Raw genomic sequence first — 21,253 nt, 5'->3', positions numbered from 1 at the left:
TAAGTACCTTGAAAGTACCTTGAAAGTACCTTGAAAGTACCTTGAAAGTACCTTGAAAGTACCTTGAAAGTACCTTGAAAGTACCTTGAAAGTACCTTGAAAGTACCTCCCATAATTTATTCCCGGATAGCCAGCTTTGTTTTTTTAGGATATGAAAATACCTGTGCTCTGTATAATCGGTTGGTTCATTGCCTTTTCGACCTCGGCGCAGGTGACGCAGACCTTGCGTGGCCGGGTGGTGGACAAGGAGTCGAAGTACCCCCTGGCGGGCGCTACGGTAGTGGTGGGCGAGCAGACAACCTTCGGCACCCAAACCGACCCCGACGGCCAGTACCGGCTTCCGCAGGTACCCGTGGGCCGGTACCGGGTGCGCATTACATTAGTGGGGTACAAGGAGGTACTTTTGAACAACATCATCCTGGACGCGGGCCGCGAGACCATCCTGGACGTAGACCTGGAAGAGCGCGTAACGGACCTGAGCGAAGTGAGCGTGCGGGCGCGGCGCAGCGGCGAGGCTGCCAACGAGATGGCCGTGGTGTCGGCGCGGCAGTTTTCGGTGGAGGAAACCGACCGCTACGCCGGGAGCCGGGGCGAGCCCGCCCGCATGGCCTCCAACTTCGCGGGCGTGCAGGGCGCCGACGACTCCCGCAACGACATCGTGATCCGGGGCAACTCGCCCGCCGGGGTGCTTTGGCGGCTGGAAGGCGTGACGATCCCGAATCCCAATCACTTCGCCATTGCGGGTACTTCTGGCGGGCCGGTGAGTATCATCAACAACAAGTACCTGGCCAACTCCGACTTTTTTACGGGGGCTTTCCCGGCCGAGTTTGCCAACTCCATCGCCGGGGCTTTTGATCTGAAGCTGCGCAATGGGAATAATCAGAAGCACGAGTTCATGGCGCAGTTTGGGTTTCTGGGCACCGAGGCCATGGCCGAGGGGCCGCTTTCCCGCCAATCGGGGGCGTCGTACCTGGCCAGCGTTCGCTACGCCAACCTCTGGCTGTTTAGCCGGGCGGGCATCGACATCGGTACGCAGGCGGTACCGACCTACCTGGACGGTTTTTTTCGGTTGAATTTCCCCACCAAAAACGGCGGGAGCCTGTCGCTCTGGGGCGTGGGGGGCAGCAGTACCATCGACATCCTGATCAGCGAACAGCAGGCCGACGACCGCAATATTTTTGGTTCCAACGACCGCGACCAGTACTACACCTCGCACATGGCCGCCACGGGGGCTACCTACCAGCAGCCGCTGAGTCAAAGTACCTATTTCCGGGCCACGCTGGCCTACACCACCAACATCCAGGACGCCAACCACGACTACCTTTTCTTGCGTAAAGACACCCAGGGCCGCCCCGTGGTGGAGAATGAGCGCTACGTGGTGGAGGCCAAGGTACCTATTCTGGACTACCAGTTCAATGAAGATAAAATAAGTCTAGCCACCTCGCTGAACCATAAGTTTGGTCCCCGCTCCACGCTGAAAGTAGGCCTCAACGCCGACCTGGTACATTTCCGGGCCTTTGACAGCACCCGTACCTTCATCGACGCGGCCAGCACCCAGCTGGGCCCCTGGCGGCAGCGCTGGGACGCCAACCAAGCTTTTGTGCAGCTACAGCCCTACGCCCAGTGGAAGTACTTCCTGACCGACCGCCTTACGCTAAACGTGGGCCTCAGTAGCTTCCTAAGTACCCTGAACAAAAACAGCTTCTCGCCCGTAGAGCCGCGCGGCGGGCTTATCTACGACCTACCCAACCGCCAGAAGCTCACTTTCGCCACGGGCCTGCACAGCCAGGCCATGCCTACCTACCTGTACTTTTACCACCACCCGTACATTACCCCCGCCAACCGCACCGAAGGGACCAGCGCCCAGGCGGGTCTCATCAAAAGCTGGCACTGGGTCACGGGCTATAGCCGACTGCTGGGCCAAAACATGCGCCTGCTGCTGGAAGCCTACTACCAGCGGCTGTTTGACGTGCCCGTGGAGGCGCGGGCGGGTAGTTCGTTCTCGATCCTGAACTCGGGTTCGGCTTTTTCGCGGGTTTTTCCCGACCGCCTGGTCAACGAGGGCGTTGGGCGCAACTACGGCCTGGAGCTCACGCTGGAGAAGTTTTTCAGCCAGGGGTACTCGTTTCTGGTCACGACCTCCGTCTTTGACTCCAAGTACCGGGCCACCGACGGCCTGTGGCGCAACACCGACTTCAACGGCCGCTACGCGTTCAATGCGCTGCTGTCCAAAGAGTTTGTGGTCCGGCAGCGCTCCCGCTTCAACGTGGGGGCCAAGTTTACGGCCATCGGCGGGCGTTGGTACGGCCCCGTAGACGAGGTAGCCTCGCGGCAGCAGCAGGAGATTATTTACCAAGACGCCGGACGCAACACGCAGCAGTTTGCGCCCTACCGCCGCTTCGACCTCAAGACCGAGTACAAGATTAACCGCGCGGGGCTCACGCACACCATCGCCGTGGATTTTGTGAACGTACTGGGGATTCAAAACCAGCTCTCGCTCAGCTACGCGCCGCAGCCCGACGGTACCTTCATCAAGCAGGAGTACCAGTTGGGGTTCTTGCCGGTGTTCTACTACCGGGTGGATTTTTGATACTGAATTTCTTTCCCAACCGTATGCGAAATTTTTGTATATTAGAGTGACTTTTATTTTCTTTTTTTAAAATTCAGACACATATAGTCTTTTTTAAAAAGAGTCATTCACCTAAGAATAACCGGTTTGAGCGGGATACTTGAGGTAATGAAGTAATCACCCAGGTAAGGAGTAGATGCATGTATTTAACCATTGAAAATATACTTTTAGTAGGCTCAGTGTTGCTATTGATTAGCATCATCGCGGGCAAAACTTCCTATCGGTTTGGCGTCCCGACGCTACTTCTATTTTTAGCCATCGGCATGCTGGCGGGCTCCGACGGGCTGGGCGGTATTCACTTCGACAACCCCCAAATGGCCCAGTTCATTGGCATTGTCTCGCTGAATTTTATTCTGTTTTCGGGCGGCCTGGATACCGACTGGAACGTCGTGAAGCCCGTTTACGCCCAAGGGCTGGTACTTTCTACACTGGGCGTATTTTTGACCGCCCTCACCCTGGGTACTTTTGTTTGGTACATTACGGACTTTACGCTGTACGAGAGCCTGCTGTTAGGGGCCATCGTCTCGTCTACGGACGCCGCGGCCGTTTTTTCCATCCTGCGTTCCAAAAGCCTGGCCCTCAAAGCCAACCTGCGCCCAACCCTGGAGCTGGAAAGCGGCAGTAACGACCCGATGGCCTACGTGCTCACCATTGCTTTTTTGGGTTTGGTGGTCAACCCGGAGCAGTCGGTTTATTCGCTTATTCCGTTGTTTTTTCGGCAGATGCTCCTGGGCGCGTTGGGCGGTTTTCTGTTTGGCAAGCTGAGCAAGTACATCATCAACCGCATCAAGCTCGACTTCGAGGGGCTGTATCCGGTGCTGGTCATTGCCCTCATGTTCATTACCTTTTCGGCTACCGACTTCGTGGGCGGCAACGGCTTCCTGGCCGTATACATCTGTGCGGTGTACCTGGGCAACCAGGATTTGATCCACAAAAAAACCATCCTGCGCATGTACGACGGCCTGGCCTGGCTCATGCAGATCGTGCTCTTCCTGACCCTCGGCCTGCTGGTGTACCCCACGCGCATCGTACCCTTAATTGGCCTGGGGCTGTTGATAGCCATGTTCCTGATTGTCGTGGCCCGGCCCGTGAGTGTGTTCGTGAGTTTATTGTTTTTCAAAATGAAAGCCAGGCGCCGCTGGTACATTTCCTGGGTGGGGTTGCGGGGCGCGGTGCCCATTGTGTTTGCTACCTATCCGCTGCTGGCGGGCATCGAAAAAGCCGACATGATTTTCAACCTGGTCTTTTTCATCTCCCTGACCTCCATTGTCATTCAGGGTACCACCCTGAGTACCGTGGCCCAGTGGCTACACGTGGCCTTGCCCGAAAAAGCCAAACCCAAAGTACCCACCGAAGTTTCCCTGGCCGACCACCCACGGACCTTCATGCGGGAGATCGTTATCACTCCCGACAGCCTGGCGGTGGGTAAAAAAATCGTGGATTTGGGCTTTCCAAAAACGGCCATCATCGCCATGATTAAACGCGGCGAAAAGTACATTACCCCCAGTGGGGCCACGGAGCTGGAGGCTCAGGACATCCTCATTGTCCTTTCGGATACGCAGGCCGGGATCAATAAAGTGTACGAAACCCTGCAAATACGGGACTTAATTCCTTGAACAACCGCATGCCTCACATCGATAGCGGACAAACGGCTATGACGGACTTATGGCTTCAATGGCACCTCGCGGCGAGCATTTAGGTTTTATTTAGTGGCTTTTTGTGACCAACACCAACCTGATCGGCCTGATTCTTGTGGTGATTAACTTTATAGCCTATGCCAAAGCCTTTTACGGAAAGAAAATAGTCAAAGAATAACCGGGTGTTTAGCCAGGTATTGGTCATTTTTAATCTAAAAAAGAAGACAAGAAGCAATACCAGGGTACTTTGAGGCTAAAAGGGGGAAAACTACGTATGTTTTGTTGGAGGATAAATCGGAACTTTGCGTTTTGAAGTACCCTCTTCACACGGAGCCGAATTTCATGATCAAAAACCTTTACTTTCTTTTTTTGGGTAGTTTGTGGGTATTGGCCGGGTCGGTTCGGGCGCAGCCAGGTACCCAGCCTCCCTCCAATTTTGTGGGCGTGCGGCTGGGGGTACTTTCATCTACCTACCACAGCCCCGGTATGCCTACCTTGGCTTTTCCGGCTCCTCCCAACTGGAAATGGCAGGCCGGACTGCTCTTCGACCTGTTTATTCATCGCCACTATAACGCCCGCCTGGAGCTGGCCTACGTCAACAAAGGTGCCGATATTACCTTCAAAAACGACCTGGCGCAGGTGCGCTCGGTGAGTCGCCTAAGGTACCTTCAGGCCAACCTGATGCCGCTGATCCTGAAGCCGGGCTTCCCGAAGCTGAATCCTTACCTGGGGGTAGGGGGGTACTTTTCGTCGCTGCTCCGGGGCGACTGGAAATACGGGACACCGGGCGGTACGTTGCAGCCCGACCCCGTCACGGCCGAGATGCTTCGCAATAACGTGGACTACGGCTTGGCGCTGAGCGTGGGCCTGTACATTCGTCACTTCCCCGTTTTGGAGCTGCGCGGAGAATGGGGCCTGGCGGACTTGATGCCGCCGCACGGACTCAAAAATAAATCGACCGCCCTACTGATAACCTTCTGAGGCTATGAAACAACCCATTCTGACGCGATGGCTGGTGATGCTAGGGGTACTTGCCTGGCTGGTAAGCTGTAAACCCGAAGCAGACTTCCGGCCGTTGGATACGTTTTTTCACTACCAGCGCATCACCGAAATAGCCATCGACACCACCGTGCAGAAGGACTTTATTGCCGGCATAGACCGCATTGACGTGCCCTTGGCACTCCTGTACGCCAAAGATGCCGACGGCAACCGGATTGACCTGCCCGACCACCTGGTGCAGTACCTGTGGGAAGAAGTACCCCTGCCCGACAACCACTTTCGCTTCACGGAGCGAGGTACCTACGCCATCCGGGCGAAGTTCGGGCAGGTACTTAGTGCGCCGGTAACATTTCGGGTACACGGCCACCAGGACATCAAGCTGCGGCTGAGCGTGGATTATCAACGGGCCGGGCAGCCTTACCACGGAACCTACGTGGCCGACAGCCTCACCACGGCGCGTTTCTCCATCGGGGCGTGGATTGGTAATAAGCCCATCCAGGACCGCTCGGGGGCGCGGTTGTATGTGAACGACTCGCCGCTGCCCGACACGCTCTTTACGACGCGGCATCCAGGACTTTACACTTTCAAAGTACGCTGGCAGAGCATCGAGAGCAACGCCATTGTGCTCGATGCCCGCTCGCCGGTGAAGCGCCTGGTCATTGACCTCGGCCTGGACGCGCGCTACTTTTACGCCGACGGCAAAACCCGGCTGACCGTCGAGCTCACGGCGCTGGATGAGAACGATCGCCCCATGCGCCCTACCCCCGACCTCACGCTGACGCAAAACGGGGTCAACATCCCGTCCGGTAGCGTTTTAAGTACCCAGGAAGTCAGGGCGTTTACGTTCAGGGCCACGGGCTACGGACTCACTAACCAGCAGGTGACGATCAACTCCGTGCGGGACGAAACCTTCCGGGTGGTGCGTCTACCGGTTATTTTTCACGTCAATACCAGCGCTTATCCGGCTTTTACGGAGAAAAAGGTCGCGGACATGCTGGCGCAGGTGACCCAAATCTACCGCGGGCAGTACGGCGTTGAGCGCCCCCGGGCCTTCAACAGCGCCGATGCCTACGTGGAATTTTACGCCGCCGAAACCGACCCCGCGGGCCGCCCGCTCCCGCAGAAAGGCATCGATGCCGTACCCCTGCCGCAGCGAAAATATACCTACTACAAGTCTGAAGATATGAAGGTACTTACCGACGAAGCCTGGAAGTACTACTGGAATCCCGACTACTACCTCAACGTATGGGTGACCCAGATTGAGGAGGGCTTCAGCTTTGCGTATTTCCCGGCCTGGTCTACCAACCTGGAAGGTACCTCTTCGTATACCAAGCCCGAGCAGCCTAATTACACTTTCGGTACTTTTTTCAACTACGACCATACGGCGGGGGTACTGGCGCACGAGTTGGGCCATAACCTGGCGCTGGATCACGTATTTAGCGGCGCGGGCTACGAACTGAATGGTTGCAGCGCCACCGACCCCGACGAATGCGACGACACGCCCTACTACGACCGCACCGCCTACCAGGCCAGCATGGGTAGCAACCCTTACCAACGCACCGCCTGCGACGGAACGCATTTTATTAGCTCCAACGTGATGGACTACTTCCACACCTACGAGAACTCCTTCACCCGCGACCAGCGACGGCGTATGCGCCACACGCTCGACAAAGCCTACTGGCTACCTACCCGTTTTAACAACCCCAACGCACCCAATGGCCGGGCCGGGCTGCGCGTTCCGAACGGCTATATCCAAAAGCCGAGCCAGACGGTAAACATGAAGCGTGCTATTTAAAAGTACCTCAAAAAAAGCGGTCAGGTACCTTGGAAGGTACCTGACCGCGCACTAGTCCAGGATACGGCGGCTCAGTGGCCGTATTTTTCCTTGTATTTTTCGTAAAGGCGTTTGTGCTTGTCGTCGAGGTTCACGTCGGCACCTTTGACGTACGCCTTTTCGATCACGTTGCTTCGCATGTCGAGCAGGTCACCGCGCGCTACCACCAGGGTAGCGTGTTTGCCTTTTTCCAAAGTACCTACCTGCTGCGCCACGCCCATGATTTCGGCGGGGTTGCGGGTGACTAGTTGCAGGGCTTCGTCGGGCGTAAGATCTCCAAAGCCCGCCGCCGTGCCGCCCTGAAAGGCCAGGTTGCGGGTACGCCACCAGCCGCTGCCGTAGCTGAGGGCCACTTTTACGCCCGCTTTGTGCAGGCGCGCGGGGAGCTCGTAGGGTAGGTACACGTCGTCGTCGGGGCGGCTGGGCAGGCGGTGCAGCTCTTCCAGTACCACGGGTACCTGGTTCTCTTTGAGGAAGCCCGTTATTTTGTGCGACTCGTCACCGCCCATGATTACCACCTTTTGCACGCCCATTTCCTTGGCAAATTGCACGGCCTCGATGATGTCCTTGGCGTAGTCGGCGCGTACGTAGAGGTTGGCCGCGCCGCTGAACAGATTTTTCATGGAAGCCAGACGCAGGTTTACGGGAGCCGGATCGGCGATCTCGGCGTAGGCTTTGGCGTCGGCGAAGTAGGCACGCAGGCTTTGGATCACCTCGGCGCGTTTTTCGTTTTTCTTAATAGAAAACGTAAAATCCTCGGGGTTGAACGAACGCGCCAGGTAGGGGGGCCAGCTGAGCCACACGCCATCGTCCTTTTTGAGCACGGCATCTTCCCAGTTCCAGCCGTCGCCGTAGAATACCGACGACTGCCCCGACACCAACCCACCTTGCGGCACGGCCTGCGACACCAGAATACCCGTATTGCGCAGGGTAGGGATAATTTCCGAGTCAGTATTGTAGGCAATGAGCGCCCGCACGTGGGGATTGATTTCACCTACCTCCTGGAAGTCGAGCGTGGCGCGGACGGAGGCGATCTCCTGCAAACCCACGGTAGTACCCATCGACACCAGGCTGGGGAAGATGTGCTTGCCTGTGAGGTTAAGTACCTCGGTGGCGGTGCGGTCGAAGGTTGTGCTGGCGTTGCCGATGGCGGTGATGATCCCTTTGTCAAAAACCAGCGTGCCGTTTTCGATCACCTGCCCGTTGCCCACGTGGATAGTCGCGCCCGTCAGGGCAATGGGCCTGGACTGCGGCTTGGCCGGGGCGGGGTTCTGGGCTCGCAGTGCCAGCGGCAGCAGGAGCCCGAAGAATATGACTATTTTTTTCATGAATTTTTTCTTTACAAATGAGTCCTTATTTACCGTGCTCGTGCTCGCTGTGCTCGCCCAGAACGTCTTCGCAGTGCCACATCCGCGGGCGGCGCATGTCGGGGCGTTGGGTAGGAGCCCCGCTGGACTTAGCCTCCAGGGTTTTTTGAATGAGCCGCGCTTTTTCCTGCGCTAATTTGGCCTGCTTGGATTCGTCGGCTTTGAAGTCGAAGTAGATGGTACCTTCGATCAGGGTGTAGTCGGGGCGGGCGTAAATCGACAGCGGGTGGTTGTTCCAAAGTACCAGGTCAGCGTCTTTGCCGGTTTTGATGCTACCCATGCGCTGGTCGAGGTGCATGAGCTTGGCGGGGTTGAGGGTCACCATTTTCCAGGCGTCCTCTTCGGAAATCCCCCCGAAAGCCACCGCTTTGGCGGCCTCCTGGTTGAGGCGGCGCGCCATCTCGGCGTCGTCGGAGTTGATCGCCACCACCACGCCTTCGCGGGCCATCAGGGCGGCGTTGTACGGAATGGCCTCTTTTACCTCCATTTTGTAAGCCCACCAGTCAGAAAAAGTAGAACCACCGATGCCGCGTTCCGCCATTTTATCGGCCAGCTTATAGCCTTCCAGGATGTGCGTGAAGGTATTGACTTTAAACTTGAGCGAATCCGCTACGTGCATGAGCATGTTAATCTCCGACTGTACGTAGGAGTGGCAGGTAATGAAGCGCTCGTTGTTGAGGATTTCGGCCAGGGCTTCCAGCTCGAGGTCGCGACGGGGAGCCAGGCGGGAGGCTTTGTTGCGGGCCCCGTTGTAGTCTTTCCAGGCTTTATCGTATTCGCGGGCGCGGATGAAGTGGTCCATGTAGATTTGCTCCACGCCCATACGGGTTTGTGGGAAACGTACCCGGGCTACGTCGCCCCAGTTGGACTGCTTCACGTTTTCACCCAGTGCAAACTTGATGTACTTGGCCTCGGGGAGCCACATTTCGCTGGGCATGGCGCCCCACTTTAGCTTGATGACCGCGCTCTGCCCACCGATGGAATTGGCCGAACCGTGGAGTAGTTGGGAGGTGGTAACGCCCCCGGCCAGCTGCCGGTAGATGTTGATGTCTTCGGAGTTGATGGCGTCGCTCATGCGTACCTCGGCGGTGCTGGATTGCGAGCCCTCGTTGACGGCAAAGAGCGCGATGTGCGAATGCTCGTCGATGATACCGCTGGTGAGGTGCTTGCCGGTGGCGTCGATGGTGCGGGCCCCGGCGGGAGCCGAGAGGCTTTTCCCAATCCGGGCTATTTTGCCATTTTGCACCAGCACGTCGGTACCTTGTACAACGCCTTCCTGCTCGTTGGTCCAGACGGTGGCGTTTTTAAACAAAATCGTTTCGGCTTTGGGGCGCTCCTCGTTGCCCAGCCCCACAAAGGGGTACAGGAGTTTTCCGATTTCCTTGGGCTTGCGTACGGTGGTATCCGTCGGGGCGGCCGGGGTCTGGTAGGGCTCGGTGAGCGTGGCGCTCCAGGCCAGGGGCATGCCGTCGGGCAGGGAGCCTTCGCCGCCGAGTTCGCGGGCCGAGAGCCAGCCCGTCAGGCGCACGGTGCCGGGCTTTTTGCTATCGGGCTGGTAGGTGATGGTCAGGAGCTGGTTGGCTACGCTCACCTTGGGCGTTACCTTCAGCGAATCACTCAGCACGAGCTGGTACTCGGGCTTGGTAGGGGTGCCGGTGATCCGGAGCTGACCGCTGGCCTGGCCGCCGTAGGCGAGGTTGTAAGTACCCCGCAGGTCGGGCGTATGGCGGTCGGTGATGATGTAAGGTTTGCCTTTGATCCAGTTTTCGTAGATGATGTTGTCGTTGGCAAAAAGCTCATCGGACGTAATCAGGAAGTTGGCCAGCATGCCTTTTTTCAAACTACCCACCAGGTTTTCCGCTTTGATCAATCGGGCCGGAGCCGTGGTGAGGGCTTCTAGGGCTTTTTCTTTGGACAAGCCAAACTCCACGGCTGTGCGGAGGCGTGTCCAGAAATTGGCCGTATTGGGCAGTCCGGAAGTAGTGAGGGCAAAGGGAATGCCCGCCTGCGCTACGGCCGCCGGATTGCCCGGAGCCATTTCCCAGTGTTTCAGTTCGGCCAGGGTTACGGCCTCGGCGTCCCAGGGGTCCGTCACGTCGAAGGCCTCGGGGAAGGTCAGCGGTACCAGCAGGGAAGCGCCGGAGGCCTTGATGTCGTCGATGCGCTGATACTCGTCGCCGCCGCTTTTGATGATGTACTGAATGCCAAATTCATCGCCCACCTTGTCGGCACGCAGGATGCCTAGCTTGTCGCTTACCTCAAAAAAAGCGGGCAAGTTTTTGATTTGATTAAAATAGCTCAGCGATAGGTTCGTTTCCTGGTCTTTACCTCCTTTGGCGTACCAGTCGGCGTCGTAGTAGGTTTGGCGCAGCAGAGCCACGCTGCCCATGATGGAGTTGGGGTAGTTTTGGGTAGAACTACCTTTATTAAATGAAAAATGGGCCGAAACTCCGGCGCGCAGCAGTACGTCGTTGGCTACTTCGTCGGCCAGCGTCACGAGTGCCCCCGTGCCCCGCACAATGCCGTCGTGCGGGTGGGTGAGTACCGTACCGAAACCCAGTTTCCGGAGTTCGGCGGCCTTTTTGGCGTCTACGGTAAAGAGGGCCGTGGCTTCATTTTCGGGTTGGATGGCCTGGTTCCAGCCGTAGGCCCCTTTCTTGGCCGACTCTAGCTGTTGGGGTTGTCGGCCGCCTCCACGGCGTTCACTCTTTATTTCGGGCATGCCATAATTGGAGTCAAGCTCGAGCAGCGAGGGGTAGATGTACTTGCCCTGCAGGTCGGTCACGACCGTACCGCCGGGTACTTTCACATTGGTACCTACCTCTTTGATGAGTCCGTTTTCAATCAGCAAGGTACCTTTCTGAATGGTCGTTTTGGGATCTACCACGATGGTGGCGTTTGTGAACGCGTAGCGTCCCGGCCGCTCGTCGTAGGCCCCGTTGCGCGGGAACGTTTGCTGGGCGTAGCTGAGCGTACCAAAGGCCAGCCACGCTACCAACGTCCATACCGTTTTTTTCATGAATGGTAAAATTTGAAGCGATAGATTAATTAGTAAGGTAATTATTGCCATAAACATACAAATATTTTGCAGTTGTTGGGTAGTATTGGGCAAAATAGACGCTCTGGTGGCCTTTTTCGAAATTGACTTTGGGAATAAAACAGGCTTTTGATAAAGTACCTCCCGGAATAGTTATAGACCCCGAATGGGGTGAGGGGTACTTAAAAACCGAGTAAAGCGTCGATTACTACTGCAAGGAAACTAGCCTTAGACCAACCCGCCGGAAAAGATCGGGGGAATTTGAAACAAAGTACCCGCGTGGCCAGTAGTGAGGTGGGTACTTTTCGATGAAGTACCTACCTCACTACTTTCAACAAACCAACAACCAAGTACCTCATGGCTACGATGATTCATTTAAAAGGGCAGAATTACGCATTTAATATTGAGCGGGTCGATTACTTCATTCGGTCAGAAGAACAGGTTTCCGAAGAAGAAAATGCGCCTCTTAAGTACCTGATTACTTTTTATTCCAATGCCGAGAAGGTCGGGATTTGGGAGTATGACCTGGAAGGTACCCGCGACGCGCACTTCGTGGAACTCATCCAAACGACCTACGACCCCCGAAACCAAGAAGGACTCTCGGGCGAGCATTTGTCGGAAATGCTGCATTGAGGAAAGGGTAGTTGGTCCAGGCCGCTGGGTACCCTTGGAAGTACCTTAGCTGGTGGCGCGTTTGAAACGCGCTTTTCGAGAGGTTCGCGTTTCAAACGCGAACTAGCAACCCAGCGGCTCCTACGGGGTTCTGACCTCCACCACGGGTACCCGGAAAGTACCCCGCCGGAAGCGGGCCGTTTTTCCGTCGGTACTATCCGTCAGGCTGAGCTGAAATTGACCTTCCAGGGTACGGGTAGCGGCCTCGTAGCGCGTGACCCGTACCCAGCCAGAGGGGGTACTTTGGGGACGATACTGCTTGTGTAAGCCACCACTACACCCAATGAGCGCAAAGCTAACTGTGGAGATCGTAGGGAAGTTGCACATTTTCAGCTTGGAGAGACGGTGCTTTCCCTTACGCAACGGGATGCCTTGCATAAAGATACGCTGCGCAGGTGCGCATTCAACGGACGCATACTTATCGCTCCGACCCTGGTAGCCCGCGTAGGGAAAGTCAGACTTGACGTGCAGGTCAAAGCGCTCCTGGCGGCAGTACTTATCGGTGCCTTTAGGTACCTTGACGGCCTCGCCCATACCGTACCAGGCCGTGTCGGCGAGCGTACTGCTCACGGTATAGGTAGGATGTGCGTGACGAAGAGGACGAGAACACGCCCAGGTACCTACCAGGAACAGCAGCAGCCAGCCAGGATTTTTCATAATAATGTAAAGGTTTAAAAACGGGTCAAATATAATCTTCTCTTTGATTATTAACTAATAATTTAGGTGTAATTTAGTCAAGGTACCTTCGAGTGAAATAAGATTTAGGAATGAGTTATGAGTTTGCCCAAAGAAAACGGGATGAGCGCAAGCCCATCCCGTTTCCTTTTAAAAGTCAGGTAGTTCACACACTACTTGTTGGCCGTCACCCGCCAGATCGTATTGCCCTCGTCGTCGGCCACGAGCAGGGAGCCGTCGCTGAGAGTGGTTACACCCACCGGACGGCCGTACACATCGCCCTTTTCGGCGTCGGCAATGAAGCCCGTCAGGAAGTCCTCGTGCTTGGCCGTGGGTTTGCCGTTGCTGAAGGGTACGTACACCACCTTGTAGCCCGAAAACGTGGAGCGGTTCCAGGAGCCGTGCTGGCCAATGAAAGCGCCGTTCTGGTACTTGGCCGGGAAGCCTTTTTTATCGTAAAACGCCAGCCCAAGCGAAGCCGTGTGGTTGCCCAGGGGTACTTCCGGCATGATGGATTTTTGCACCAGCTCGGGGGCCTGGCCCTTCAGGCGTGGGTCTTCGATGGAGCCAAAGTAGGAGTAAGGCCAGCCGTAAAAGCCACCCTGCTGGACGCTCGTGAGGTAGTCGGGCACGAGGTCGTCGCCGAGTTTGTCGCGCTCGTTGACGGCCGTCCAAAGTACGTTGCTACCGGGAGCCCAGTCCATGCCCACGGGGTTGCGAAGGCCGCTGGCGTAGATTTCCTCCCCGCTGCCGTCCGGATTGATCCGTAGAATATTGGCCCGGCGTTTTTCTTCGTCCATGCCGTGCTCGGCCACGTTGCTGGCCGAGCCCACCGAAATATAAATCTTGGAACCATCGGCACTAGCCAGCAAGTTGCGGGTCCAGTGGTTGTTATAGCCACCGGCGGGCAGGTCCAGGATTTTTTCGCCTTCGCCGGTAATTTTGGTTTGGCCGGGTTTGTAGGGGTACCTGAGCACGCCGTCGGTATTGGCCACGTAGAAGTACCCATTCAGGACCAGCATGCCCAGGGGCTGATTGAGTTTTTCCAGAAATACTTCCTGTAGTTCGGGTTTGCCGTCCTTGTTGCTATCGCGCAGAATCGTGATGCGGTCGGCGCTGTTGTTGCGGTCGGCCTCGGCGATCAGGATGTCGCCGTTGGGGGTCTCGTAAATCCAGCGGGGGTGTTTGAGATCACCGGCGTACTTCGTTACCGTAAAGCCCTGGGGAGCGGTGGGAGTTTTGCCATCGGGCCAGCCTATAGTGTTGTTGCGGTTCGTCACCGACTCCGTTTCGTAGGGAGCGGGTAGTTCCATCGGCCCTACGGCCGTTTGCACCGTGCTGGGCCCTTCCTGCCGGGCGGCTTCTTTTTCCTCCTTGCTTTGTTTATCCTTGCCGCAGCCCGAAAGAAGCGTGACCAGAACAAGGCAACAGGCCAGTGTACTTTGTTTTTTCATCTTTAGGTAGTTTATTGAAAATTAGTTTTTAAGTACATAAAATCACCCAAAACGGCCTAAAAGAATAGTGCCATAAACCCATGAGCAAGCACCCGGAAGCGAATAACCAGGCGGCTACTTGCCGCTTAAAGTAGCCTAATCACCTTCACGAAGCGTCGCTTGTAGCCCACGGTGAGCGGCGTTATGGTCACGGCCATTTCCCGGCCCGAAGTAGCGTGGATGAACGAAAGCTCGCCGTCCTGGTTCTCGACCACCATCCCGATGTGTCCCACCCGGCGCACCGCCGACACGGTACCCGTAAATAGGATGAGATCACCGGGGCGGGCTTGCTGACGAGGTACTTCCCGGCCCAGCCGCGCGAAGGCCGCCGACGAGCGGGGTACTTCCATGCCGAAGTGATTGAAAACGTAGGCGATAAAACCCGAGCAATCGAAGCCCTTTTTGGGGTCGCAGGTAGCGAAGCGGTAGGGTACGCCCCGCAGCGTTTTGGCAAAGGCTACGACCTCCTCGGGCGAAGGCCGACCGGGTGCTGGCCGCGCGCTGGCCGCGAGGCTATCGGCCTTTGCCAGGGAATCGGCGGTGGTACTTTCCGGCTCATTGGAGTGCTGACAGCCCCAGAAAGTGCAGAGCGCCAGGCCGATCACGAAACTACGTATGGTTGGGCAATGGATCATAAGGTTCCAAGTACCCAAAAAAGTCTTGCCAACCCCTGCCGCCGCCACCGCGCTAGTACCCCTCAGTGGTGAAAACTTTGGCTGATAAACTCCAGTGCCGCGGGTAGGCCAGAGCGCCAGTAGCTCCAGGTATGCCCGCCGTCCCGGACCCGGTACTCGTGCGGGATATTGCGGTCACGCATGAGCGTGTGCAGGGTGGCGTTGCCTTTGTACAGGAAGTCGTCATCGCCGCAGTCGAGGTAGTAGCGAACGGCCGTCTTCTGCGCCTCGGGAAGGTTTTGCATCAGGTACAGAATACTGTTTTGGTTCCAGAAATCCGTGATGCGGTGGGCGTTGGCAGGTACTTCGCCCAGGGCGGTGCGGTAGCGTCGCAAAAACTCGTCGTGGGGCAGGGCGTTAATTTCCTCGTCGGTCCGGACGGCGGCGCTCATCGCGGCACAGGCTGAAAACAGCTCCGGGTGGTGCAGGGCGTACAGCAGCGAGCCAAAGCCACCCATCGACAGCCCCGCCAGCGCGCGGTACTGCTTCTCGGGGCGGCAGCGGTAGTTTTTTTCGATGTAGGGAATCAATTCTTGGATAAAATAATCCTCATACTGGTAGGTGCCCGCCGCGCTGTTGAGGTAGTAGGTCCGCTCGGCGTCGGGCATCACCACGATCATCGGCGCGACGCGCCCGGCCCGGATGCCTTCGTCCACGAGGCGCTGCATTTCGCCAAACTGCACCCAACCCGTGTGGTCGTCGCCCCCGCCGTGCAGCAGGTACAGCACGGGGTACTTGCGGGTAGACGTTGCGTAGCCCGGCGGCAGGTACAGCGCTAGCTTCATGTCTTTTTTCAGGAGGGTACTTTTGACCACTACTTCTTCATGTACCTGGCTTTCTTGCGCCCGAGCGCCCAAACTACCCGCCAGCAAGAGAAGCAGGAGGTACTTCAGGTGCGTGCCATTGAATATTTTTGGCCGGGAGGCAGTAGTTTTTAGATACATGGCTTTTATTAAGGATGGAAGGTCAACCTACGAATCAGGTACCTTGAAAAGTGATTTCGTTGTACTCTTTACTAATCATCAATCTATGAAAAAATGTACCCAGGTACTTTGTTTGCTGCTGGCGCTCCTGCCGCTGGCGGTCCGGAGCCAGTCCAACGGCTGGATTTCCCTCTTCAACGGGAAGTCGCTTGAGGGCTGGCAGGTAGGCGAAAACGCCTCCTCCTTTAGCGTCGAGAACGGTACGATCAAGGTAGCCGGGCCGCGTGCGCACCTGTTTTACGTGGGGCCGGTGGGTGAGCATTCGTTCAAAAACTTTGAGTTCAAAGCGCAGGTGATGACCACGCCCGGCTCCAACTCCGGCATTTATTTTCATACCCAATACCAGCCCGACGGCTGGCCCTCGTACGGCTACGAGGTGCAGGTCAATAACTCTCACACCGACTGGCGGCGCACGGGAAGCCTCTACGCCGTCGACGACGTGAAAGAGGTGTACGTCAAAGACAACGAATGGTACACCGAGCACATCATTGTGCGGGGCAAGCACGTGACGATCAAGATCAACGACAAAACCGTGGTGGACTTCACCGAGCCCGACGCGGTAGGAAGCTCCGATGCCAAGCGGAAAATCAGCCGGGGTACTTTTGCGCTTCAGGGTCACGACCCCAAGAGTGTCGTCTACTTCAAGGATATTTACGTAAAGCCGCTGGCCGACTAAAAAGTACCTCCCCGGAGGTACTTTGAAAGAATAAATCTGCCGGGCGGGAGGTACGTGAGGTCTATTTTGGGGTACTTTTTGTGGAAAGTACCTTTACCCTTCATTCTATTTTTTTTACCCAACATGCAAAAAAGAATTCGTGCTTACTACGGCATCGCGGCGCTGGCCGGACTGAGTACCCTACTGGCATTTCACCAAAGTACCGATGACGACCGCAAGGCCGCCGAAGCCGCCGCTATCAAAGTACCTACGGGCTTCACCACCACCGTGGTAGCCGAGGGCCTGGCGGGGGCGCGCCACCTGGCCGTAACGCCCAACGGCGACCTGTACGTGAAGCTGGCCAAACTCAAAGACGGCAAGGGCATCGTGCGCCTGCGCGACACCAACGGCGACGGCCAGCCCGACGAGCAGCTGGCCTTTGGCAACTACGAAGGCACGGGCATCTACCTGCGCGATGGGTACCTGTACACGTCGTCCAACAGCGAGGTGTTTCGGTATAAGCTCAACGAAAAAGGCGAAATAAGTACCCCCGACCAGCCCGAGCGCATTGTGCACGGCCTCGTGCTGCGCGACCGCGACAAGTCCAAGTCCATTGCCCTGGACCAACAGGGGTACCTGTACGTCAACGTGGGCTCCTACAGCGACGCCTGCCGCGAGGCCGGTACCGGCAAGGGCATCATGCCCTGCCCGCTGCTGGACTCTACGGCGGCCATCTGGCGTTTCCGCGCCGACCGCCCCAACCAGACCTACGCCGACGGCCTACGCTACGCCAAGGGCCTGAAAAATACCGTGGGCCTGGACTGGAACACCAAGACCAACTCGCTCTTCGTGATGAACCACGGCCGGGGACAGTTTCATGACTTTTACCCGCAGTACTACACGCCCCAGCAGAGCGCCCAGCTGCCCTCAGAGGTGATGTACGAGCTCCACGAAGGTGCCGACGCGGGCTGGCCGTACGTGTACTACGACCACCTTCAGAAAAAGAAAATCCTGGCCCCTGAATACGGCGGCGACGGCAAGAAAACGGGCGGCAAAGGTACCCTGGACCCCGTGGCGGCCTTCCCGGCACACTTCGGGCCCAATGGGCTGCTGTTTTACACCGGCCGAATGTTTCCGAAAAAGTACCAGGACGGCGCTTTCATTGCCTTCCACGGCCAGAACACCGAAATGAAAAAGGGGTACTTTGTGGCCTTTGTGCCCTTCAAAAACGGCAAGCCCTCGGGCAAGTGGGAAGTATTTGCGGATAACTTCGCCGGCATCGACCTGGCCAATCCGAGTGGCCCCGTGCAGCACCGCCCCTGCGGCCTGGCGCAAGGTACCGACGGCGCGCTCTACGTATCCGATGACCTGAACGGCACGGTGTACCGCATTGCCTACGGAGTAAAATAATCATCCTTTTTGAAGGTACCTGGCTGATAGCTCGCCAGGTAATTTGGGTAGTTGTTCGTTGAGGCTCGGGCTGATGACGGACAACTACCCTTTCTTTTTTGCTCTGAAATACAAACTACTTCCGGTGCGGGTACTTTTTGAGAGCCAAGTACCTGCGCGTTTTCTTTGCACGCGGTTCGCGGTCTTTGGCCTAGCTGTAGCAGCCGGACGTGTGGGAAGTACCCCCTTCGCCTGGAAAGAGGACAAATCAACTTAGATGACCTCGCTGCCTAAAAAAAATGTATTGTAAATCCAATAAACTATTGCCATTGCTCTCATGAGCGATCTCTTGGACTACGTGTTGTAACTCATAACTACTTAAAAATCTTGAAATTAAATGTCGATTAAAATTGGCATTATTCTTGTAGAGTATTAAAAAGATATTGAAAAACGTATATATGGTTGCGTTCATTTTTTTTGTATTTTACCCTTACCGACTACTCCCATTTAGTATACGGTAAATTTGGGAGGGAGAAACAAAATGTTGTCGTGCAATTTATTTTAAAAAGTACTGAAAATGAGATGGATAGTATTCTGGTACCTGGTTTTTTTGTTCGGTTAATAGCTAATAGTAAGCTGTTATTTTAAAAAAAAATATATAGGGTTGATGGGGGTAATTTTTAAATGATTAGTTTTGTATTACACGCACTATATACATTCGAATAAAAGTCTTACTTACCACTTTCCATGCGCTCTCGTTGGGAGCTATGGAAAGTCCCCCGGGTAGGCGACTTTATTCACTCCGGAATAAATCACACACACTACTAAGTCTTCAAAAATAAGCGATCTGAAAGCTCTGTTGCGAGTTTTCGTAGCTCGAATACGTTCATCGTTACAAGATAGTTATTTAGATGTATGAATGAAATACGCTTCAAGTAAACCCTTGATGTGGAGATAAGTACTGTGCTTCAGTAGCTTCTCCGGTACATTCAAAGGGCTGATGGGCAAGATGGCGTATGTTTTTTGCCAAGGATAGTCAGCGTTAAAGCGGTGACTGAATTGGACGGGAAAGCTATGTCTTTTAAGGGCTTGCCTTAGTCCATTGCCTCATGGGTAATACTTGAAACGGTTGGATTGTGCCTGGTAATGAATGCTAAAACTTTAAAAAAGTCTATAAGAACTTAATCTTAGATAATAAATATACCTACTTCCCACAAAAGCTCAATGTTATGAAAAAACATGCACTACTTATTTGCTGCTTGCTGGTCGTTTCTACTTCCGGTTTTGCCCAGTTTTCTCTCCCCTTCTTCAAGAATGAATTCAAGGAAAAGTTTGAAAATGAAAGAGAAAAGAACATTTTGTTGAGCGAAGATAACCACAGCCTAACGGATAGCCTGCGGATTATTTCCAACAGCAACCGCCAGCTTAAGGCCACCATTTCGCAGCTGGAACTTAATAATAAAAAGCTGACGGATCGGCTCGATAATCACGCCCGGGAGAATAAGCGGCTCTACGCGCAGGTAGTTCAGCTAAAGAAAGATACCAGCATGCTGAACCTCCAGCTTCGGGACATTTCGTATCAATTAGCGGCGGTGGAACTGGAAGGGAAGCAGCGGAGTGCTCGGCTCGAAAAGCAAATCTACGTATTGAAAGATTCGCTCCAGATCAATAGCACGCTGTACCAGCACAGCCACCAGGAGCTGACAAAGATCCAGTCGCTGGTGAGTATGATCAAAATCGGGGACATGGAATTTAACATCCCGTCCGATCAGTTTATTAAAACGCTGCATTCGGCCATCCTGACGGGCAACAGCAAAGTGGTGCTGCGGACGGACTACAACGGAAAAGCGGTGCTGCTCTACAATACGCACCTAAGCAAAAAACGCTTTATTGGGCACCGTCAGGTACCTTACCGACTGGAAGCGTACCTTTCCTATTTCCCCCATCCTTACTACTCAACCGACAAAACCATCCTGGCTATCCGGACGCGCACGTTCTTTACGCATAAAGACTCCGAAGAAGAAGTGAAGGATTTTGGTGATAAGGAGTTGTTGAAAACCCGGTTTTACGAAGAGCTGGAGCGCATCAATTATTCGTACCAAACGCCTGCTTCGGCCCCTACTTTATTAACGAAGTCCGAAGGTTTGAAGGAATAAAAGTACCCCACTCAGAAAGTACCCCTGCGCACCCACACACGGACTCACTGAGAGGAGGGTCCGTGTGTGGGTATGATTCCAGCCCGAAATGTACTACCGCAGGCGGCGGGTGCCACTAAGGGTAGTGCCCGGATTTCGCGTCCTAGTTGGTGAAGCATACTTTTACCCGAAGGAAACGACCATGATTACGAGAAGAAATTTTTTGGGCGGCGCCACGGGCGCGTTAGCCCTGGCTACCCTCAAGTCCGACTTAGCCGAGGCCGCCCCGGCGCCCGCCGAGGAGCTGTTTCAACTAGGTGCGGCTGGCTATAGCTTTGTGCATTTCAAGCTGGACCAGGCGCTGGAAATGATGAAGAAGGTGGACTTGCACTACCTGGCCATCAAAGATTTTCATTTGCCCTACAACAGCAGCGCCGAGCAGATTGCCGCCTTTCACCAGAAGCTAAAAGAGCACGGCGTAACGGGCTACTGCGTGGGACCCATTTACATGAAAACCACCGAAGAGATCGACAACGGCTTTGACTACGCCCGGCGGGTAGGAGTGAAGCTGATCGTGGGTATTCCTAATCCGGAGCTGCTGCCGTACGTGGACAAAAAGGTGAAAGAGTACGACATGCGCTACGCCATCCATAACCACGGCCCCGAAGACAAGCTCTACCCCACGGCGGAGGTTATTTATGAGCAGGTGAAAAACCTGGATCCGCGGCTGGGGATTTGTTTCGACATGGGCCACAACAAGCGAGCAGGCAAAGACTCGGTGGCGGATGTGGAAAAGTACGCAAAGCGGATTTTTGACATTCATCTTAAAAACGTTACCGCCGCCACCAAAGACGGAAAAACCTGCGAGCTGGGCCGGGGCGTGATCGAGATCCCGGCTTTTGTGAAGGCATTGCGGAAAGCGAAGTACACGGGCTGTTGTAGTTTAGAATACGAGAAAGACATGAAGGAACCGCTGGCCGGGATTGCCGAGTCAGTGGGGTACTTCCGGGGCGTTGTGGAGTCCACGGCGCGTCGGACCTAGCGGGTACTTGGTTGTTTTTTTTGACGTATAGT

General features: G+C 55.4%; 15 protein-coding genes. 9 read left to right on the top strand and 6 right to left on the bottom strand.

Annotation, left to right across the window (positions count from 1 at the left end; genetic code table 11):
- Positions 1–163 precede the first annotated feature (163 nt).
- The 4 genes from HNQ92_RS09140 (at position 164) to HNQ92_RS09125 (ending at position 7,060) form a co-directional block, all read left to right on the top strand.
- The gene (locus HNQ92_RS09140; protein ID WP_343062977.1) at positions 164–2,590 is read left to right on the top strand and encodes a carboxypeptidase regulatory-like domain-containing protein; all 2,427 of its coding nucleotides are present in this window, start codon (positions 164–166) and stop codon (positions 2,588–2,590) included.
- A 179-nt stretch (positions 2,591–2,769) separates the two neighbouring features.
- The gene (locus tag HNQ92_RS09135; protein WP_184173368.1) at positions 2,770–4,245 is read left to right on the top strand and encodes a potassium/proton antiporter; all 1,476 of its coding nucleotides are present in this window, start codon (positions 2,770–2,772) and stop codon (positions 4,243–4,245) included.
- A gap of 363 nt (positions 4,246–4,608) precedes the next feature.
- Positions 4,609–5,247 (top strand): outer membrane beta-barrel protein, encoded by a 639-nt coding sequence (locus HNQ92_RS09130; protein WP_184173366.1) that lies wholly within the window; start codon positions 4,609–4,611, stop codon positions 5,245–5,247.
- 4 nt (positions 5,248–5,251) lie between these two features.
- The gene (locus HNQ92_RS09125; protein ID WP_184173364.1) at positions 5,252–7,060 is read left to right on the top strand and encodes a M43 family zinc metalloprotease; all 1,809 of its coding nucleotides are present in this window, start codon (positions 5,252–5,254) and stop codon (positions 7,058–7,060) included.
- A 71-nt stretch (positions 7,061–7,131) separates the two neighbouring features.
- Here HNQ92_RS09125 and HNQ92_RS09120 read toward each other — a convergent pair whose 3' ends face one another.
- Both HNQ92_RS09120 and HNQ92_RS09115 read right to left on the bottom strand, forming a co-directional pair.
- Positions 7,132–8,427 carry an amidohydrolase family protein gene (locus tag HNQ92_RS09120; RefSeq protein WP_184173362.1) on the bottom strand — a complete coding sequence of 432 codons (1,296 nt, stop codon included), beginning with the start codon at positions 8,425–8,427 and terminating at the stop codon, positions 7,132–7,134.
- Positions 8,428–8,452: 25 nt separating this feature from the next.
- On the bottom strand, positions 8,453–11,485 hold the full coding sequence (locus tag HNQ92_RS09115) for an amidohydrolase family protein (RefSeq protein WP_184173360.1): 3,033 nt from the start codon (positions 11,483–11,485) through the stop codon (positions 8,453–8,455).
- Positions 11,486–11,860: 375 nt separating this feature from the next.
- Between HNQ92_RS09115 and HNQ92_RS09110 the strand changes: the two genes are divergently transcribed.
- Positions 11,861–12,136: a hypothetical protein gene (locus HNQ92_RS09110; RefSeq protein ID WP_184173358.1), complete on the top strand. Its 276-nt coding sequence runs from the start codon at positions 11,861–11,863 to the stop codon at positions 12,134–12,136.
- A gap of 120 nt (positions 12,137–12,256) precedes the next feature.
- Here HNQ92_RS09110 and HNQ92_RS09105 read toward each other — a convergent pair whose 3' ends face one another.
- From HNQ92_RS09105 to HNQ92_RS09090, 4 genes are all read right to left on the bottom strand, one after another.
- Complete coding sequence (locus tag HNQ92_RS09105; protein WP_184173356.1) at positions 12,257–12,832, bottom strand: hypothetical protein; 576 nt, start codon at positions 12,830–12,832, stop codon at positions 12,257–12,259.
- Positions 12,833–13,023: 191 nt separating this feature from the next.
- Positions 13,024–14,304: a PQQ-dependent sugar dehydrogenase gene (locus HNQ92_RS09100; protein ID WP_184173354.1), complete on the bottom strand. Its 1,281-nt coding sequence runs from the start codon at positions 14,302–14,304 to the stop codon at positions 13,024–13,026.
- 125 nt (positions 14,305–14,429) lie between these two features.
- Positions 14,430–14,978 (bottom strand): C40 family peptidase, encoded by a 549-nt coding sequence (locus HNQ92_RS09095; RefSeq protein WP_184173352.1) that lies wholly within the window; start codon positions 14,976–14,978, stop codon positions 14,430–14,432.
- Positions 14,979–15,040: 62 nt separating this feature from the next.
- A complete protein-coding gene (locus tag HNQ92_RS09090; protein WP_184173350.1) occupies positions 15,041–15,961 on the bottom strand; it encodes an alpha/beta hydrolase in 921 nt (306 codons plus the stop codon).
- 85 nt (positions 15,962–16,046) lie between these two features.
- On the opposite strand from HNQ92_RS09090, the gene HNQ92_RS09085 reads away from it, so the two are divergent.
- The 4 genes from HNQ92_RS09085 (at position 16,047) to HNQ92_RS09070 (ending at position 21,221) form a co-directional block, all read left to right on the top strand.
- Positions 16,047–16,676 carry a 3-keto-disaccharide hydrolase gene (locus HNQ92_RS09085; RefSeq protein WP_184173348.1) on the top strand — a complete coding sequence of 210 codons (630 nt, stop codon included), beginning with the start codon at positions 16,047–16,049 and terminating at the stop codon, positions 16,674–16,676.
- 123 nt (positions 16,677–16,799) lie between these two features.
- Positions 16,800–18,065, top strand: coding sequence for a PQQ-dependent sugar dehydrogenase (locus HNQ92_RS09080; protein WP_184173346.1), 1,266 nt, complete (start codon positions 16,800–16,802; stop codon positions 18,063–18,065).
- A 1,208-nt stretch (positions 18,066–19,273) separates the two neighbouring features.
- The gene (locus tag HNQ92_RS09075) at positions 19,274–20,200 is read left to right on the top strand and encodes a hypothetical protein (RefSeq protein WP_184173343.1); all 927 of its coding nucleotides are present in this window, start codon (positions 19,274–19,276) and stop codon (positions 20,198–20,200) included.
- A 181-nt stretch (positions 20,201–20,381) separates the two neighbouring features.
- The gene (locus HNQ92_RS09070; RefSeq protein WP_184173341.1) at positions 20,382–21,221 is read left to right on the top strand and encodes a sugar phosphate isomerase/epimerase family protein; all 840 of its coding nucleotides are present in this window, start codon (positions 20,382–20,384) and stop codon (positions 21,219–21,221) included.
- Positions 21,222–21,253: the final 32 nt, after the last annotated feature.

Source organism: Rhabdobacter roseus (assembly GCF_014202275.1).
Lineage (GTDB): Bacteria > Bacteroidota > Bacteroidia > Cytophagales > Spirosomataceae > Rhabdobacter > Rhabdobacter roseus.
This window is presented reverse-complemented; position numbering and strand designations above follow the sequence as displayed.

Coding starts and splice junctions, on each gene's coding strand:
- HNQ92_RS09075 (WP_184173343.1), top strand. CDS start 19,274: ATGAAAAAACATGCACTACTTATTTGCTGCTTGCTGGTCGTTTCTACT.
- HNQ92_RS09125 (WP_184173364.1), top strand. CDS start 5,252: ATGAAACAACCCATTCTGACGCGATGGCTGGTGATGCTAGGGGTACTT.
- HNQ92_RS09100 (WP_184173354.1), bottom strand. CDS start 14,304: ATGAAAAAACAAAGTACACTGGCCTGTTGCCTTGTTCTGGTCACGCTT.
- HNQ92_RS09110 (WP_184173358.1), top strand. CDS start 11,861: ATGGCTACGATGATTCATTTAAAAGGGCAGAATTACGCATTTAATATT.
- HNQ92_RS09120 (WP_184173362.1), bottom strand. CDS start 8,427: ATGAAAAAAATAGTCATATTCTTCGGGCTCCTGCTGCCGCTGGCACTG.
- HNQ92_RS09115 (WP_184173360.1), bottom strand. CDS start 11,485: ATGAAAAAAACGGTATGGACGTTGGTAGCGTGGCTGGCCTTTGGTACG.
- HNQ92_RS09080 (WP_184173346.1), top strand. CDS start 16,800: ATGCAAAAAAGAATTCGTGCTTACTACGGCATCGCGGCGCTGGCCGGA.
- HNQ92_RS09135 (WP_184173368.1), top strand. CDS start 2,770: ATGTATTTAACCATTGAAAATATACTTTTAGTAGGCTCAGTGTTGCTA.
- HNQ92_RS09090 (WP_184173350.1), bottom strand. CDS start 15,961: ATGTATCTAAAAACTACTGCCTCCCGGCCAAAAATATTCAATGGCACG.
- HNQ92_RS09070 (WP_184173341.1), top strand. CDS start 20,382: ATGATTACGAGAAGAAATTTTTTGGGCGGCGCCACGGGCGCGTTAGCC.
- HNQ92_RS09085 (WP_184173348.1), top strand. CDS start 16,047: ATGAAAAAATGTACCCAGGTACTTTGTTTGCTGCTGGCGCTCCTGCCG.
- HNQ92_RS09095 (WP_184173352.1), bottom strand. CDS start 14,978: ATGATCCATTGCCCAACCATACGTAGTTTCGTGATCGGCCTGGCGCTC.
- HNQ92_RS09130 (WP_184173366.1), top strand. CDS start 4,609: ATGATCAAAAACCTTTACTTTCTTTTTTTGGGTAGTTTGTGGGTATTG.
- HNQ92_RS09105 (WP_184173356.1), bottom strand. CDS start 12,832: ATGAAAAATCCTGGCTGGCTGCTGCTGTTCCTGGTAGGTACCTGGGCG.